The organism is Mycolicibacterium gilvum (assembly GCF_900454025.1).
Taxonomy (GTDB): domain Bacteria; phylum Actinomycetota; class Actinomycetes; order Mycobacteriales; family Mycobacteriaceae; genus Mycobacterium; species Mycobacterium gilvum.
Window position 1 is genome coordinate 1,955,649 of the sequence record NZ_UGQM01000001.1, and the last position, 16,679, is coordinate 1,972,327.

General features: G+C 66.8%; 15 protein-coding genes. 10 read left to right on the forward strand and 5 right to left on the reverse strand.

The features are described 5' to 3' along the window. The first annotated feature begins 17 nt into the window (after positions 1 to 17). Genes DYE23_RS09225 through DYE23_RS09235 form a run of 3 tightly spaced genes read left to right on the forward strand, consistent with a single transcriptional unit; the run spans position 18 to position 2,655 of the window. Positions 18 to 806, forward strand: coding sequence for an SDR family oxidoreductase (locus DYE23_RS09225; protein ID WP_041788687.1), 789 nt, complete (start codon positions 18 to 20; stop codon positions 804 to 806). Beyond that, positions 803 to 1,168 carry a DUF2834 domain-containing protein gene (locus DYE23_RS09230; protein WP_011895181.1) on the forward strand — a complete coding sequence of 122 codons (366 nt, stop codon included), beginning with the start codon at positions 803 to 805 and terminating at the stop codon, positions 1,166 to 1,168. The genes DYE23_RS09225 and DYE23_RS09230 overlap by 4 nt, the downstream gene beginning before the upstream one ends. A gap of 50 nt (positions 1,169 to 1,218) precedes the next feature. Next, a complete protein-coding gene (locus tag DYE23_RS09235) occupies positions 1,219 to 2,655 on the forward strand; it encodes a coniferyl aldehyde dehydrogenase (protein ID WP_235660568.1) in 1,437 nt (478 codons plus the stop codon). On the opposite strand, the gene DYE23_RS09240 is transcribed toward DYE23_RS09235, so the two are convergent. Genes DYE23_RS09240 through DYE23_RS09250 form a run of 3 tightly spaced genes read right to left on the reverse strand, consistent with a single transcriptional unit; the run spans position 2,642 to position 5,989 of the window. Further along, positions 2,642 to 4,294 carry a medium-chain acyl-CoA ligase Mig gene (locus DYE23_RS09240; RefSeq protein ID WP_115327058.1) on the reverse strand — a complete coding sequence of 551 codons (1,653 nt, stop codon included), beginning with the start codon at positions 4,292 to 4,294 and terminating at the stop codon, positions 2,642 to 2,644. The two genes, DYE23_RS09235 and DYE23_RS09240, sit on opposite strands and share 14 nt — an antisense overlap. Before the next feature lie 58 nt (positions 4,295 to 4,352). After that, positions 4,353 to 4,976, reverse strand: a complete 624-nt coding sequence (locus tag DYE23_RS09245) for a cysteine hydrolase family protein (protein WP_115327059.1) — start codon at positions 4,974 to 4,976, stop codon at positions 4,353 to 4,355. Further along, positions 4,973 to 5,989 (reverse strand): aromatic ring-hydroxylating oxygenase subunit alpha, encoded by a 1,017-nt coding sequence (locus DYE23_RS09250; protein ID WP_099961211.1) that lies wholly within the window; start codon positions 5,987 to 5,989, stop codon positions 4,973 to 4,975. The genes DYE23_RS09245 and DYE23_RS09250 overlap by 4 nt, the downstream gene beginning before the upstream one ends. Before the next feature lie 126 nt (positions 5,990 to 6,115). Here DYE23_RS09250 and DYE23_RS09255 point away from each other — a divergent pair, with 126 nt between their 5' ends. Genes DYE23_RS09255 through DYE23_RS09275 form a run of 5 tightly spaced genes read left to right on the forward strand, consistent with a single transcriptional unit; the run spans position 6,116 to position 11,351 of the window. Further along, positions 6,116 to 7,741 (forward strand): flavin-containing monooxygenase, encoded by a 1,626-nt coding sequence (locus DYE23_RS09255; protein ID WP_115328910.1) that lies wholly within the window; start codon positions 6,116 to 6,118, stop codon positions 7,739 to 7,741. Beyond that, positions 7,738 to 8,841: an alpha/beta hydrolase gene (locus DYE23_RS09260; RefSeq protein WP_115327060.1), complete on the forward strand. Its 1,104-nt coding sequence runs from the start codon at positions 7,738 to 7,740 to the stop codon at positions 8,839 to 8,841. Before DYE23_RS09255 ends, DYE23_RS09260 begins: the two co-directional genes overlap by 4 nt. A gap of 43 nt (positions 8,842 to 8,884) precedes the next feature. Continuing rightward, positions 8,885 to 9,937 (forward strand): phosphotransferase, encoded by a 1,053-nt coding sequence (locus DYE23_RS09265; protein ID WP_011895174.1) that lies wholly within the window; start codon positions 8,885 to 8,887, stop codon positions 9,935 to 9,937. Beyond that, complete coding sequence (locus tag DYE23_RS09270) at positions 9,934 to 10,308, forward strand: nuclear transport factor 2 family protein (RefSeq protein ID WP_011895173.1); 375 nt, start codon at positions 9,934 to 9,936, stop codon at positions 10,306 to 10,308. Before DYE23_RS09265 ends, DYE23_RS09270 begins: the two co-directional genes overlap by 4 nt. A gap of 11 nt (positions 10,309 to 10,319) precedes the next feature. Beyond that, positions 10,320 to 11,351, forward strand: a complete 1,032-nt coding sequence (locus DYE23_RS09275; RefSeq protein WP_172527899.1) for a TIGR03857 family LLM class F420-dependent oxidoreductase — start codon at positions 10,320 to 10,322, stop codon at positions 11,349 to 11,351. Positions 11,352 to 11,405: 54 nt separating this feature from the next. Here the strand turns inward: DYE23_RS09275 and DYE23_RS09280 are convergent, their stop codons facing one another. Beyond that, positions 11,406 to 12,902, reverse strand: a complete 1,497-nt coding sequence (locus DYE23_RS09280; RefSeq protein WP_011895171.1) for an acyl-CoA carboxylase subunit beta — start codon at positions 12,900 to 12,902, stop codon at positions 11,406 to 11,408. An 80-nt stretch (positions 12,903 to 12,982) separates the two neighbouring features. Between DYE23_RS09280 and DYE23_RS09285 the strand changes: the two genes are divergently transcribed. Further along, positions 12,983 to 14,020 (forward strand): LLM class F420-dependent oxidoreductase, encoded by a 1,038-nt coding sequence (locus DYE23_RS09285; protein WP_172527735.1) that lies wholly within the window; start codon positions 12,983 to 12,985, stop codon positions 14,018 to 14,020. Continuing rightward, positions 14,017 to 15,255: a cytochrome P450 gene (locus tag DYE23_RS09290; RefSeq protein ID WP_013472224.1), complete on the forward strand. Its 1,239-nt coding sequence runs from the start codon at positions 14,017 to 14,019 to the stop codon at positions 15,253 to 15,255. Before DYE23_RS09285 ends, DYE23_RS09290 begins: the two co-directional genes overlap by 4 nt. A gap of 75 nt (positions 15,256 to 15,330) precedes the next feature. Here DYE23_RS09290 and DYE23_RS09295 read toward each other — a convergent pair whose 3' ends face one another. Beyond that, positions 15,331 to 16,632, reverse strand: a complete 1,302-nt coding sequence (locus DYE23_RS09295; protein WP_013472223.1) for an amidohydrolase family protein — start codon at positions 16,630 to 16,632, stop codon at positions 15,331 to 15,333. Between the last annotated feature and the right edge of the window lie 47 nt (positions 16,633 to 16,679).

A 16,679-nucleotide genomic window follows, 5' to 3' on the forward strand; every position in this document is an offset into this window, starting at 1 on the left:
ACCAGGAGGGATCCGCGATGTCTGCAGAGGGTCGCCGCGTGGTGGTCGTCGGTGCGGGATCGGGAATCGGCGCGGCCACCGCCGCGTGGTTCCACAGCCGAGGTGATCACGTACTGGCTGTCGACGCCAGGCCGCGCAGCGGGCCGTTCGCGGAATGGCTCGTGTGCGACCTGCGCAGCGCCGACGAGATCGAGGGCGCGCTGGGCCGGATCGGCCACGGGTGGGATGTTCTCGCCCACGTCGCGGGTATTCCCGGCACGGCCGACGCCCGCGACGTGCTGACGGTCAACTACCTCGGCGCCAGGCTCATGCTCGACGGCATGCTGCCTCTGATGAACCATGGCGGATCGATGGTCGCCGTCGCCTCGACGGCGGCGCTCGGATGGGACAGCAACATCGGCCTGCTGTCGGGTCTGCTCGACGCCAGGGACACCACGGCGGTGACGCGGTGGCTCGAGGCGCAGGATCCGTCGATGGCCTACTACCTGTCGAAACAGGCGCTGGTTCTCTACGCCAAGCGGCTCAGCGGCGTGGCCTGGCGCGAATACGGCGTGCGGGTCAACACGGTGAGCCCGGGGCCCACCGAGACACCGATCCTCGGGGACTTCGAGGAGTCCATGGGCAGGGACATGCTCGACGGTGTGCGCACCACGATCGGCCGGCACGGCACGGTCGACGACATGACACCGGCCATCGGTTTCCTGTCCTCTCCCGAAGCCCGCTGGATCAACGGCCAGGACATTCATGTCGACGGAGGTTTCACCGCGGCACTTGTCCATCCGATGCCGGAGAGGGCGCAGGTATGACGCGCGGCGACAAGACACTGTGTGTGATCTACGCGGCCGTGGCCCTCGTCGCCCTCGTCGCGACGTGGTGGCACAACGTCGCATTCATTCTCAGCGGACAGGGTGAAAGCCTGCTCGACTTCATCCGTGCGGCGTATGCAAACCATGCCGGCGCCTCACTGACCAATGATCTGCTCCTGCTGGGGGTTGCTGTCTTCGTGTTCATGGTCGTCGAGGCGCGACGGCTCGGGATTGCCCGGATCTGGCTGTATCTCGTGATCAGCATCGGTGTCGCGATCAGTGTGGGGCTACCGCTCTTCCTCATCGTCAGGCAGGTGGCGTTGGCACGTACCCGGGGTGCGGAGAAAGGTGCGCAAGCATGACAACGACGGAGCAGGTGACGGTGACGGTGACGGCGGAGTCGATGTCGTCGATGCTGGAACGTCAGCGCGCGGCATTCGTGGCCGACGGTCCACCGGACGTGGCGCTGCGACGCAACCGGATCGACCGCCTGATGGCACTGGTACTCGACAATGTGGACGACTTCGTCGACGCGATGGGGCGTGATTTCGGTACCCGGCCGAAGCAGGGGTCGCTGTTCACCGAGATCATGGGCATGATCTCGGTGATCGAGCACACCAGATCGCATGTGGGGCAATGGATGAAGCCCCAGCGGCTGATGCGGCCCGCGCGGGCGTTCGGACTGCGGGCCGAGGTCGAACCGTCACCGCTGGGCGTCGTCGGCATCATCGGCCCGTGGAACTTCCCGCTGAATTTGGTGGTGTTGCCCGCTGTGGCGGCGTTCGCCGCGGGCAACCGGGTGATGATCAAGATGTCGGAGGTGACCCCGCGTACCGCGGCGCTGATGGCCGCACTGGCGCCGGACTACTTCGACCCGGCCGAACTCGCCGTCGTCACAGGGGGCGCCGACGTCGCGGCGGCGTTCGCCGCGCTGCCGTTCGACCACCTGTTCTTCACCGGATCACCGTCGGTCGGGGCGCTGGTGCAGCGGGCAGCCGCAGGCAACCTGGTGCCGGTGACGCTGGAGCTCGGCGGCAAGAACCCGGTGGTCGTGGCCTCTGCCGCCGATATCCGCCGGGCGGCAACACGAATTGCGCAAGGCCGCATGATCAACGGCGGTCAGGTCTGCGTGTGCCCGGACTACGTGTTCGTCCCCGCCGAGCGTGTCGAGCTGTTCGTCGCCGTCGTCCGCGACACCTGGCGGGCGATGTTCCCGGCGGTCGTCACCAACGACGACTACTGCTCGTCGGTCAACGAGGCGAACTTCGACCGCGTGGTCGGACTCATCGACGACGCCCGGGCCAAGGGCGCGCGGGTCGACTCGGTGGCCCCACCCGGCGAGACGCTGCCCGACCGTGCGACCCGCAAGATCGCTCCGACACTGGTGCGCGACGCGGACGACAACATGCGGATCGCCGTGGAGGAGACATTCGGACCCGTGCTCACGGTCCGCACCTACGAGCGGCTGTCCGACGTCATCGACTACGTCAACGCACGCCCCGCACCGCTGGTGGCGTACTGGTTCGGGCCCGATGACGCCGACTTCCGCACGTTCGTCGCGCACACCCGCAGCGGCGGGGTGGCGCGCAATGATTTTGCCGCGCAGATGATCCCGTCAGCGGCGCCATTCGGCGGAGTGGGACGCAGCGGGATGGGCGCCTACCACGGCAAAGCCGGATTCGACGCGTTCAGCCACTACCGTACGGTGGTCGGAAGCGATCTGCCGTTCACCATCACCGGCCGCGCCGCGCCGCCGTTCACGCCGTCTATGCGCCTGACCACCTTGCTCGCGCTGCGGATGGCGCGTAGCCGGACGCATAAAAGGCTCCGTCGGCTCAGGAACCGGTGATCGCCTGCTCGCGGGCCCACCGGTAGTCGGCCTTGCCCGCGGGGCTGCGTTCGATGGCGGGCCGGAACACGACCGCCTTGGGCAGCTTGTAGCGGGCGATCACCGCGGACGCATGGTCGATGAGTTCTTCGGCCGTGGCGGTGGCCCCGGAGTCCAGCGCGACGACGGCGACGACCTCCTGGCCCCAGCGTTCGCTCGGGCGGCCGGCTACCACAACGTCGGCGACGGCGGGATGTGAGGCGATCGCGGACTCGACCTCTTCGGCGAAGATCTTCTCGCCGCCGGAGTTGATGGTGACCGAATCACGGCCGAGCAGTTCGACCGCGCCGTCGGCCAGATGGCGGGCACGGTCGCCGGGCACCGAGTAGCGCACACCCTCGATGACCGGGAAGGTGGCGGCGGTCTTGGTGGCATCGCCCTTGTAGCCGAGCGGGACATAGCCGCGCTGGGCGAGCCATCCCATCCCGTCGTGGCCGGGCTCGAGGATCGTCGAGAGATCTTCCGATGCCACGAACGTGTCGGGTCCGGCGGTGAACTTACCGGTCGACACCGCGCCGGGCGCCGACATGTGGGTCATCTGCGCACCGGTTTCGGAGGAGCCGACGCCGTCCACGACCATCAGGTTCTCTTTGACGTCGATCAGGCGCTGCTTCGCCGACGGCGTCAGCTGGGCCCCGCCGTTGGCAACGACGGCCAGTGCGGACAGGTCGGCGGTGGTCCGCTCGAACGCATCGGCCAGCGGGCGCGCCATCGCATCGCCGACCACCGTGACCGCCAGAACCTTCTCGCGCTCGATGGTGGCCACCACGTCGTCGACGTCGAGATGCTCGGTGACGGGAGAGAACACCACGGACTGACCGGTGTTCATCGCGGTGAAGACGGCCCACTGGGCCGCTCCGTGCATCAGCGGCGGCAGCACCATCAACGTCGTTCCGGGTGACTCGACGCATCGCTGCGCGACGTCGTCGAGCGACGAGATGAGCTCGCCGGTGTAGAGGCTGCGGCCGCCGAACGAGGCCATGAAGATGTCGTGCTGGCGCCAGAGCACACCCTTGGGCATGCCGGTGGTGCCGCCGGTGTAGAGCACGTAGAGGTCGTCGGGTGACGGTTGGACCGGCGGTACCTCGGCCGGACCTTCGGCCACTATGGACTCGTAATCGACTGCGCCGGGCAGTAGTTCGTTCCCGGAGTCGTCGGCGATCTGGATCAGGACCTTGAGCGAAGGGAGATCGGCGAGGACCTCGGCCAGCCGCGGTGCGAACGCGGAGTGGTAGAGGAGCGCGGTCGCACCCGCGTCCGACAGCAGGTACTGCAGCTCGCTCTTGACGTAGCGGTAGTTGACGTTGAACGGGGCGACCCGCGCTCGCCAGGCGCCCAGCATTCCCTCGACGTACTCGGGACCGTTGTAGGCGTAGATCCCCAGCAGGTCCTGGCCGACCTCGTGGCCGGGCAGCTCTGAGCGCTCGGTGTGACAGCCCAGACCCTGCGCGTGCAGGAAGGCGGCCAGACGATTCGAGCGCTCGACGATCTGCGCGTAGGTGTAGCGGCGCTCGCCCTGGATGATGAACTCGCGATCGCCGATCACCGCGGCGACGGCGTCGGCGGCGGCCGGGACGGTGAACTGGTTCGGCTCGGTCATGCGATGGACTCTAGACGGCTGTACACATCAGGTAGACAGATAGTCGAAAGTTGTATGGTCAGCACGTGGCGGCCCACGCGCTGATCAGATCATCGGTGCTGGTGAGGGTCGCGAGCAACGACAACGTGTTGTCGATGACGGCGGTCGCGTACTCGGCGGGTATCCCGGCGACCCCGTCGCGCGGGAGCACCACCCGGTAGCCGGCGTTGACCGCATCCATCACCAGGTTGAGGATCGCGACGTTCACCGACACCCCGACCGCGACGATCGTGGTGACCCCGAGGTTACGCAGGATCGCATCGAGATCCGTGCCGCCCATCGGGCCGAGGCCGTGCCAGCGACGCAGAACGAGATCGCTTGGCTGAACGTCGATTTCGGGAACCAGCTGTGTCCCTGGACTGTCCGGGGTGATGTCCACGCCGGAAGCGCCGACGGCGAAGAGCTTCGCGTTGTGGTTGGCGCCGCGCCCGTCGGCGCGCCGCTGCACCAGACAGTGCACGACGTCGACGCCCACCCGGCGGGCGACGGGCAGCAGGCGGGAGATGTTGGGCAGCGCCTCGCCGCGGGCCGCGTCGGCCAGCGCCGCCAGTCCCGCGTTGGTCCCGACGACGGCTTCCTGGCACTCCTGCGTGACGACGGCCGTATGACCGGGGGCCACCAGCTCCGCAAGGGGGATCCTCATCGGGAGGCCACCGGATCGCCGACCGGGGGCACCTCGTAAAACCGCTGAGCCCACTTGCGCATGGCCATGTACGGTTTGGCGTCGATCTTGGCCAGCGGCGGATTTTCGACGTACTTCTGGTAGCGCCAGATGTCGCAGTCCTCCCAGACGGTCTTGAGGAACTGGCGCTCCACCTTCTCGATGACCTCGGCCGGCGGGATATCGGAGGTCTCGCCGGGCAGCTTGGGCCACCAGATCGAATAGAACATGTCGGACACCTCGTCGTCGACCGGGGTGCACGCGAAGATCAGCCGGTGGTTCGACGATCCCTCGAATGCGCTCATCGCGAACCCGAGGCCGGAGAAGTGGCTGTGGATGCGCAGCGCCATCTTGTCCGGGTCGTCACTGCGGGCATCAGGCCAGCCCGTCAGGAAGCGCCACTCTTCGTCGACGTGCTCCCAGTGCAGGCATACCGGAGTCACCGTGGCGCCGTGCACATAGCGGAAATGTGAACTGTCCGGACCGTTTTCGGCGACGATCTGCGGATGCACCGGGATCGCGTCGGCCCGGCTGGAGAACTCGGGATACGGACGGTAATAGGCGTTCGAGTCGGTTTCGAACTGCGGGAACTTGTGGAAGATGTCGGGCAGCTCCCACTGGGGCTCTTTGCCCTGAGGCTGGTACCACATGAAGATGCAGCCGTACTGCTCCTCGACCGGATAGGACCGCAGACGCAGACCGCGATTGGGCCGGTCGGGCTGATAGGGGATGTAGGTGTTGGAACCATCGGGTCCCCAGCGCCATCCATGGAAGGGACACTCGATGCAGTCGTCGACGACCTTGCCCCCGTGCCCGATGTGCGCGCCGAGGTGTTTGCAGTGCGCCTCCAGAACGTGCAGCCTGCCCGACTCGTCTCGATAGGCCGCCAAGTCCTCACCGAAATACCTGAGCGCCTTGACGTCGCCGACCTCGAACTCCGCCGACCACCCGATCATGAACCAGCCGGTGACCTTCCACGTGAACGGAACTTTCATGTCGACTCCTCGGATGCCGCGGTGCTGCCGCGGAAGTCGGGCGGCAAATCGGACCGATCTGCTCACACGCTTCTGTGGACATCGATACTGTAACAGCGACAGTATGTGAACATCCCGGAGGAAACTGTGACGATCGAGCATGGCCCCAGACGCTTCGACGCGATCGTCGTGGGAGCCGGGTTCTCCGGTCTCTATGCGTTGCACCACCTGCGTGAACTCGGCCTGAGCGTCCGCGTTCTGGAGCGTGCGCACAACGTCGGCGGAACCTGGTTGTTCAACCGGTATCCGGGCGCTCGGTGCGACATTGAGAGCATCGAGTACTCCTACAGCTTCTCCGACGAAGTCCAGCAGGAGTGGGTGTGGACGGAGACCATGCCGACCCAGCCGGAGATCGAGGCGTATCTGAACTTCGTCGCCGACAGGCTGGATCTGCGCCGGGACATCGCGTTCGACACGAATGTGACCGCGATGGTGTTCGACGACGACCGCGCCGAGTGGGTGGTGACCACCGAGGCGGGGGAGTCGTTCGTCGCGAGCTACGTCATCGCCGCGACCGGAATCCTGTCGGTACCGCTGGAGCCGACCATCCCCGGTATGGCGAGCTTCGCGGGCACGTCTCTGTTCACCAGCCGGTGGCCGGAAGGCGCGGACCTGCGCGGCCGACGCGTCGGCGTGATCGGCACGGGTTCCACCGGCGTGCAGCTGATCCCGGTGGTGGCCGAGGAGGCCGCGCATCTGACGGTGTTCCAACGTTCACCGGCCTACACCCTGCCCTGGACGGTCCGCCCGTTCGCACCGGGTGAGCTGGACGAACTCAAGGCGCAGTATCCGCAGATCCGTGCCGCCCAGCGTGAGCACCCCGTCGGCGCGGCACGGCTGAGCGCGTTCTCGGTGCTTCTTGAGATGCTGGTCAAGCCTCCGCTGAAGTCCGCGTCGCGCGAGGAGCGGACGCGGGCCGTCGAGGAACGCGGCATCATGGGCGCGCTGGACTGGGGCGATCTGTTCTTCGACATCGACGCCAACCGGATGGCCGCCGAACTCTATGGTGAAGCGGTCGCCCGCATCGTCGACGATCCGGTCACGGCGAGGGCGCTGACCCCCAGCCACCCGTTCGCCTGCAAGCGACCGATCATCGACCAGGGCTACTACGAAACCTACAACCGCGACAACGTGAGCCTGGTCGATCTGCGTGCCGACCCGATCGTGTCGGTGCGTCCCACCGGCATCGAGACCGAGGGCGGCCTGCACGAACTCGACGCGATCATCTACGCCACCGGATTCGACGCGATGACCGGCGCGCTGAGCCGCATCGATGTCCGCGGCCGCGGCGGGATGTCCCTGGGGGAGTTCTGGGCTACCGAGGGGCCGCTGAGTTACCTCGGGATGGCGGTCGCGGGCTTTCCGAATCTGTTCACCATTCAGGGGCCTGGAAGCCCCTCGGCAGCAAGCAATTTCGTTGCAGCGATGGAACAGAACGTGGAATGGATCGGTGCCTGCATCGGCCACCTGCGGGAGCACCGCTATCAGACCATCGAGGCGCTGCCCGACGCGCAGCAGAACTGGATCGAACAGGCGACCGCGCTCGTCGCGCCGACGGTGCTCGTCCACCCGTCCTGCAACTCCTGGTACAACGGCGGCAACGTCCCCGGTAAGAAGCGGATGTACATGGGCTACACCGCGGGCATTCCCGAGTACCGCAGACAGTGCGACGAGATCGCCGCGACCGGCTACGCGGGGTTCAAGCTCGCGTGAAGACCCCCGAACGGCTCTGGCGGATCGGCAGTGATTTTGCCGGGGTGCTGCCTCGGGCGCACAGCGCAGTCGCCGTTGGTCAAGCGTGGAATCCGTTGTCGGTGAGAGGTCTTCGTCAGCTGGGTGAGGTCGCTCTGGATGAACTGGCGCTGACCGGGATGACGCTGACCGCGCCACCGCCGAGGCTGGAGCGGTCCGAAGCGTCGTGCGCCGCAGCCGCCGCCGAACTGGCAGGACTGGGCATCACCGGCGCCAACGCCGACCCGGACCCCGTCGACATCGGATCCCTGAGGCGACGGAGGCTCGGGCGGCACCGGTACGAACAGCTGACCTTCGACCACGATCCGCACCTGCCGGACACGTTGTCGGCCGAGGGATTCGGCGGCGCAGCGACAGCGGTCGCGCATCTGTGCCGGACGGATTCGAAGCGCAGACCGTGGTTGGTGTGGGTACACGGGGCCGGACAGGGACAACCGATCGACCTGCTGTTCTCCCGGGCGCGGCGAATCCAGGATGAGCTCGGCGTCAACGTCGCGCTACCGGTTCAGCCCGGCTGCGGGGTCCGGGCCTCGGCATGGCCGGAGTATCCGACCATGGACCCGCTGGCGAATGTGGCCGGCATGCTGCGCGCGGTGTCCGAGGTGCGGGCGCTGGTGCGGTGGTTGCGGCCGCAGGCCACTGCCATCGCCGTCGCCGGGGTATCGATGGGAAGTCCTGTGGCGGGGCTCGTGTCGCACCTCGAACCCGTCGACGCCGTTGCGGTGTACACGCCGATCTTCGGCCTGAACGCGATGATCGCCGCGCATCTGGGCCGGTGGGGGCCGTCGGTGGACGACACCGTCGCGCTGTTGCGTTCCGAGGTCGTCGAACAGGTCTCCGCGGCGGTGGACTATCAGGCCGTCGAACCGTCCGCGTCGCCCGACCGCCGGTTGATCGTCGGGGCCTGGCACGACCGGATGGCGATGCGGGAGCCCGCGCAGGTGCTGCACGCGCGCTGGGGCGGCGAACTCTACTGGCACCAGGGCAGTCATGTCGGGCACCTGTTCGCGCCCGGCGTGCACACCGCCTCCGAGAAGTTCCTGCGGTCACTGACCGGATGAGCCGCCTGTATGTTCACAATCAACTATCCGCGGGAGGTCAACGGTGACTGTGCCGGGCAGTGTCGACGCGCTGACGGCGTGCTGGCTCACCGAAGCGTTGCGCAGCGACCCCACTCTGTCCGACACGCTGACCGTCGACGGGGTGCGCGCAGAACGCATCGCGATGGACTCTGGCTTCTCGTCGCTGCTCTACCGGCTGCATCTGACCGGGACCGGCGTGCCCGCCACGGTGATCGCGAAGCTGCCCGCCGAGTCTGAGGCACGCGGCGCCATGGAACTGCTCGGGGGCTATCGACGGGAGCTGGCCTTCTATCGCAACGTCGCCGGGCGGGCGCCGCTGGACACCCCGCACGTGTACACCGCGCAGATCGCCGAGGACTCCGTCGATTTCGTGCTGCTGCTCGAAGACCTCCGAGACTGGGACAACGCCGACCATCTCGTTGGCCTGACCGTCGAGCAGACGCGGCTGGCCGTCACGAACCTCGCCGGTCTGCATGCGTGGTCGGTCGACCCGTCCAACAGTGCTGCGCTGCAGCATTTTCCGAGTCTGTCGACGCCCATCGTGCGGGATCTACTGGTGCCCGCGTTCGCCCCCGGATGGCAGGTCTACCGCGACAGGTCGGGGGCGGCCGTCCCGCGGCGCATCGCGCGTTTCGCCGATCGGTTCGCCGAGCTCGCCCCGCAGGCGCTGGCGGCGCTGGTGGAACACTCGATGCTGCTGCACGGCGACATCCGGGCCGACAACATGTTCTTCGACGGCGGACGGCTCAAGATCGTCGACTTCCAGTTCGCGTCGGTGGGCAGCGGCGCCGCCGACATCGCCTACCTGGTCAGCCAGGGCCTGCCGACCGACGCGCGGCGCGGCCACGACGAGACGCTGATGCGCGAGTACCTCGGGATGCTCGGTGTGCCCTACCGGTTCGACGACGCGTGGCGGCACTACCGCTTCGCGGTGGCGTATCTGATGGTGCTCCCGGTGATCATCCTCGTCGGGTGGGACTCACTACCGGAACGATCACGGGCGCTGTGCCTGGAACTGACATCGCGTGCGATCGCCGCGATCGACGACGTCGATGCCACGGAGGTGTTCGCATGACACGAACGGCCCGCGAGGTGGTCGAACAGTACAACCTGATCGTCTGGAACGAGCGCGATTTCGCTCTCGCCGAGGAGTTGATGGGCGACACCGTGATCCGTCACGACGTCGGTGAGTCGACGACGCTGACCCACGAGCAGGCGGTGGCGCGGGTGGTGGACCACTGGGCGATGTTCGAAAGCATCCGGTTCGATCTGAACCTGGTGATCGCCGGAGACGACGGTGAGCACGTCACGATCGTGTACCAGTCTCCGATGAAGCTCAAGGACGGCACCGAGACCACGATCGGGAGCATGGAGATCTTCCGTGTCGTCGATGGCAGGATCACCGAAGTGTGGAATTGCGGCTACAAGCAAGGAGTTTGGGCGTGACCGAAGCGAAGATGGACGAGTTGGGCTATTACCTGCTGGCGGGAGCCGGGGGCGAGGGGCCCGCGACGTTGATGGACGAGGCTCGCCGCGGTGAGGAGCTCGGCTTCGGCACCGGTTTCATCTCGGAACGCTGGAACGTCAAGGAAGCGTCGTCGCTGACCGGCGCGGCGCTCGCCGTCACCTCGCGGATGCAGATCGCCACCGCGGCGACCAACCACAACACCCGCCATCCACTGATCACCGGATCGTGGGCGACCACCATGCACCGCCTCTCGGGCGGGCGCTTCACCCTCGGCATCGGGCGCGGTATCGGCGCGATTTACAACGCATTCGGCATTCCGACGGTGACCACCGCGCAGATGGAGGACTTCGCGCAGGTGATGCGCAAGCTGTGGCACGGAGAGCTGATCTTCAACCACGACGGACCGCTGGGCAAGTACCAGGTGCTGTTCCTCGATCCGGACTTCCGCGAGGACATCCGGCTGGCGATCGTCGCGTTCGGTCCGCAGACCCTGGCGCTGGGCGGACGCGAGTTCGACGACGTCATCCTCCACACCTACTTCACCCCGGAGACGTTGCAGCGCGCGGTCAAGACGGTCAAGGACGCCGCCGAGCAAGCGGGCCGGGATCCGGCATCGGTGCGGGTGTGGTCGTGCTTCGCCACCGTCGGCGACCACCTGCCCGAAGAGCTGCGGCTGAAGAAGACCGTGGCCCGGCTGGCCACGTACCTGCAGGGCTACGGTGATCTGCTGGTCAACACCAACGGCTGGGATCCCGCTGTGCTGCAACGATTCCGCGACGACAAGGTCGTGCAGTCCATCGGTGGAGGGATCGACCACAAGGCCACCGCCGAGCAGATCGAGCACATTGCCACGTTGATCCCCGACGAGTGGCTGGAGCCGTCGGCGACCGGTTCGCCACAGCAGTGCGCCGACCGGGTCCGCAAGGAGTTCGACTACGGCGCCGACGCCGTCATCATGCACGGGGCCACACCCGACGAACTCGAACCGATCGTCGCGGCCTACCGCGCCGGCCAGTCGTGATTTCGGTGTAGTTGGTCACGCTGACGTTGACGAACTACACCGAAATCCCGTGGGTCAGGGGGTGATCACGGTGCGGGTCACCGGCTGCGCGGCGGCCTGACGGCTGTAGAGACCGCGCTCGAGCGCATCGAGCAGCACATCGCGGGTCTCCTGCGGGTGGATCAGGTCGTCGAACCCGAGATGGCCCGCCGAGCGGAACGACGCGTCGACCTCGGCCTGACGCAGCTTGGCCTCGAGATCCTCGGTGGCGTTCGAGGCGCGGCTGAGCGCGGCCGCGCTCATCGCGCCCATCGTCGCGCCCGGGTAGGCGAACGTCGCGCTCTGATTGTCGAAGCCCAGCAGCGACATCACCATCGACCCGAAGCCGTAGGCCTTGCGCAACGTCACATGCAGCTTGATCGTCGAGGCCGCGGTCTGGGCGGCGAACATCCGTGCGCCGCTGCGCAGCACACCGGTCTTCTCCGACCGGCTGCCCGGCAGCATGCCGGGATTGTCGGCGAGGAACACGATCGGCAGGTGGAACGCGTCGGCGACCATGATGAAATGCGCCGCTTTGTCGGCGGCGTCGGCGTCGATCGACCCGGCGAGCACCTTCGGCTGGTTGGCCACGACCGCGACGGGATGGCCACCGAGGCGGGCGAGTGCGGTGATCATCGCCCGGCCGAACCTGGGCTGCACCTCGAACCAACCGGAATCGTCGAAGACGACGTCGAGCACATCGCTCATGTCGTACACCTGGCGGTTTCCCCGCGGCACGATGTCGAGAAGTTCCGGGGTCGCCCGGTGTCCCGTCCCCTCGCCCGGCGGCGTCGACGACGGATACGACCATGCGCTGGAGGGGAAGAAGGACAAGTAGCGGCGGATGTCGTCGAGAACGGCGGCATCGTCGGCGCCGAGGTTGTGGATGACGCCGCTGGCCAACGCGACCGACGGGCCGCCGAGGTCTTCCTTCGAAATGTCCTCGCCGGTGGACTCTTTGACGACCGGCGGACCCGCGGTGAAGATGGCGCCCTGGCCGGTCATGATCGTCCAGTCGCAGACCGGTGCGACGAGCGCGCCGTGGCCCGCAGACGGGCCGAACAGCCCGCCGACCGTCGGCACCTTGCCCGAGCACTGTGCCTGCGCGAGCAGATCGGTGGGGGTGCGTCCGTAATGTTCGCCGCTGGGCCGGAACCCCGCGCCCTCCAGGAGCATGACCATCGGGACGCGATCGCGCAGCGCCAGCTCGGCGAGCCGGTAGCGCTTGGCATTGCCGCCGGGCCCGATGCTGCCGGCCAACGTGGTGAAGTCCTCGGCACCCACCATCACCGGCCGGCCGTCGATCAGTGCGGCGCCGGTGATGATGCCGTCGGCGGCGATGTCGCCTCCGACCAGCGTGCCGAACTCGCGGAAGGAGCCCTTGTCCACCAGATGCTGGATGCGGCCGCGCGCGTCGAGTTTGCCCTTGCCGTGGTGTCTGGCCAGCCGCTCGTCGCCGCCCATCGCGCGCGAATGGTCGCGGCGGCGTGACAACTCGTCGAGCGTCTCCGCCCAGTCCTCGGCTTTGGCCATGCGCAGGCTCCTGTTCTCGGTGACGCGCGGCGATCCGCAACGTTGACCTTACTGAATTGCTTACTGTAGCTTCATTCAACATGGGTGCGGGAGGTGGCCTCAAGGTGGACGCCGCCGTCGTGAGCCAACTTTCCCACGTTCCGGCCGCCGCGAGAACCCTGGAACAGCGGGGATACGACGGCTGCTGGACGGCCGAGATCAACCACGACCCGTTCCTTCCGTTGACACTGGCCGCCGAGCACACCGAGCGGATGGAGCTCGGCACCAGCATCGCGGTGGCGTTCGCGCGTAACCCGATGTCGGTCGCGCAGATCGGCTGGGACCTGCAGGACTACTCCGAAGGTCGGCTGCTGCTCGGGCTGGGATCACAGATCAAGCCACACATCGAGAAGCGCTTCAGCATGCCCTGGGGGAGGCCCGTGGCGCGGATGCGCGAGTTCGTGCAGGCTCTGCACGAGATCTGGGCGTGCTGGCGAGACGGCACGAGGCTGAACTTCGAGGGCGAGTTCTACACCCACACGCTGATGACGCCGATGTTCGTGCCCCAGCAGCACGCCTACGCCGACCCGAAAGTGTTCGTGGCGGCCGTCGGCGACCGGATGACCGAGATGTGCGGCGAGGTCGCCGACGGGCTGCTCGCACATGCGTTCTCGACACAGCGCTACGTCCGCGAGGTCACGATCCCGACGCTGGAGCGCGGCATCGCGCGGGCGGGGCGCACGCGCGCCGACGTGGTGGTGTCGAGCCCGCTGTTCGTGGTGACGGGCCACGACGAGCAGGAGCTGGCGGCCAACGCCGTGGCGACCCGCAAGCAGATCGCGTTCTACGCGTCCACCCCCGCGTACCGCGGAGTGCTCGAACTGCACGGTTGGGGTGACCTGCAGACCGACCTGCACCGGCTGTCCCGTGCGGGCGAATGGGACACCATGGGTGCGCTGATCGACGACACCATGCTGGCGGAGTTCGCCGTCGTCGCACCCGTCGACGAACTGGTGCACACGATCCGGGCCCGCTGCGACGGCCTGATCGACCGTGTCCTGGTGGGCTTTCCACCGTCCATCGACGAGGCGACGGTCGTCGGTCTCGTCTCGGAACTGCAAGCTGAGGAGACGTCATGAGCGTTCGAGTTGCCGACGAGGCCGGCAAGGTCTTCGCCGACCCGACGGCCTACGCCGATGAGCAGAGACTGCACGCGGCCATGACCCATTTACGGGCCAACGCGCCCGTGTCGTGGGTGGACGTGGAGGGCTACAACCCGTTCTGGGCGATCACCAAGCACGCCGACATCATGGCCATCGAACGCGACAACACCGTGTTCACCAACTCTCCGCGGCCCGTGCTGACCACGGCAGAGGGCGACGCTCAGCACGCCAGCATGGGTGTGAGCACGCTGATCCACATGGACGATCCGCAGCATCGCAAGGTGAGGGCGATCGGCGCCGACTGGTTCCGGCCGAAGGCGATGCGCGCGTTGAAGGTTCGCGTCGACGAGCTGGCCAAGACCTTCGTCGACCAGATGTACGACCGCGGCGGCGAGTGCGACTTCGTCCAGGAGGTCGCCGTGAACTTCCCGCTGTACGTGATCATGTCGCTTCTCGGCATCCCCGAATCCGACTTCGGACGGATGCTGACCTACACCCAGGAGTTGTTCGGCAGCGACGACGCCGAACTGCAGCGCGGTACGACCATGGAGGAGCGCGGGCTCGCGCTGTTCGACATGTTCACCTACTTCAACGAGCTCACCGCGTCGAGGCGGGCGCAACCCACCGAGGACCTCGCGTCGGCCATCGCCAACGCGCGCATCGACGGCGAACCGCTCTCTGACATCGACACGGTGTCCTATTACCTGATCGTCGCGACCGCCGGGCACGACACCACCAGTGCCACGATCTCGGGCGGGCTGCAGGCCCTGATCGAGAACCCCGATCAGTTGGCGCGTCTGCAGCAAGCCCCGGAGCTGCTGCCGCTGGCGGTGGAGGAGATGATCCGCTGGGTCACCCCGGTCAAGGAGTTCATGCGAACCGCCCAGCAGGACACCGAAGTTCGCGGTGTGCCGATCGCAGCGGGGGAGTCGGTGCTGCTGTCCTACCCCTCGGGCAACCGTGACGAAGACGTCTTCACCGACCCGTTCCGCTTCGACATCGGGCGTGACCCCAACAAGCACGTCGCTTTCGGCTACGGCGTGCACTTCTGCCTCGGCGCGGCGCTGGCCCGGATGGAGATCAACAGCTTCTTCTCCGAGTTGCTGCCGCGGCTGACGTCGGTCGAGCTGGCCGGCCGTCCGGAGCACATCGCGACGATCTTCGTCGGCGGGCTCAAGCACCTGCCGATCCGCTACTCCCTGACGCGCTGACGCTCGCCGAAATTGCATTCCAGCAGAGGAAGTGCGAGTAAGCGCCTGCTGGAACGCACGTTCGGCGGGGGAGGGTCAGGCGCCTGAGTTGCCCCGGGCTGCGGCGTTCAGAGCATCGAAATGCCCTGCGCCGCCGCCGCGTTCACCCTCCTTGTGGTGTGAGAGCGCCTGGATGGAGACGTCGTGGCCTTCGGCGGCCTTGCGCAGCGCGCCGACGGTGGCCTGCTCTTTCGGGATATGGGTGAACGGATCCCAGTGGTACCACCGCATCGCGTTCTCGTAGGTCATCTTGTTGATCTCGACGTCGGTGACGTTGTTGGCCTTGAGGACCTCGTCGAGTTGCTCAGGTGCCTCCGGCCACATCGAGTCGCTGTGCGGGTAGTCGGCCTCCCAGCAGATGTTGTCGATGCCGATCTCGTTGCGTAGCGCGACACCCACCGGGTCAGAGATGAAACACGTCAGGAAGTGGTCCCGGAACACCTCGCTGGGCAGCTTGTTCCCGAAGTCCTGACCCGTCCACGTCGAGTGCATCTCGTAGGTGCGGTCGGCGCGTTCCAGGAAGTACGGGATCCACCCGGTGCCACCCTCGGACAAGGCGATCTTGAGATCGGGATACTTCTTGATCGGCTTGGACCACAACAGATCTGCAGCGGCCTGCACGATGTTCATCGGCTGCAGTGTGATCATGACATCCATCGGTGCGTCCGGTGCCGTGATCGCCAACCGGCCCGAGGACCCGATGTGGACGTTCATGACCGTGTCGGTGTCGACGAGTGCTTCCCACACGGGAGTCCAGTAGTCGTCATGGAAGCTGGGATACCCCATCGCCGCGGGGTTCTCGGAGAAGGTCAGGGCGTGCACACCGCGCGCGGCGTTGCGGCGGATCTCCTTGGCGCACGCCTCGGCATCCCAGATCACCGGAAGCGTCATCGGGATGAACCGCGCAGGGTAGGCGCCGCACCACTCCTCGACGTGCCAGTCGTTGTAGGCCTGCAGCAGGGCCAGCGAGAACTCCGGATCCTCGGTCGCGAACAACCGGCCCGCGAAACCCGGGAACGACGGGAAGCAGACAGAGCCGAGGATGCCGCCGGCGTTCATGTCCTTGACGCGCTCGTCGACCTTCCAGCATCCCGGCCGGATCTCGTCGAGGCCCTGGGGTTCCAGCCCGTACTCCTCTTTCGGGCGGCCCGCGACCGCGTTGAGCGCGACGTTGGGGATCACGACGTCACGGAATTGCCAGGTGTCCGAACCGTCTTCGTTGTGCACCAGCCGCGGCGCCTCATCGAGGTACTTCTTCGGCAGATGGTTTTTGAACATGTCCGGGGGCTCGACCACATGGTCGTCCACGCTGATCAGAATCATGTCGTCTTTGTTCATCGCCGTCCCGTTCTGTGGGTGCTTACCGTATGGACAACAGTTTACTG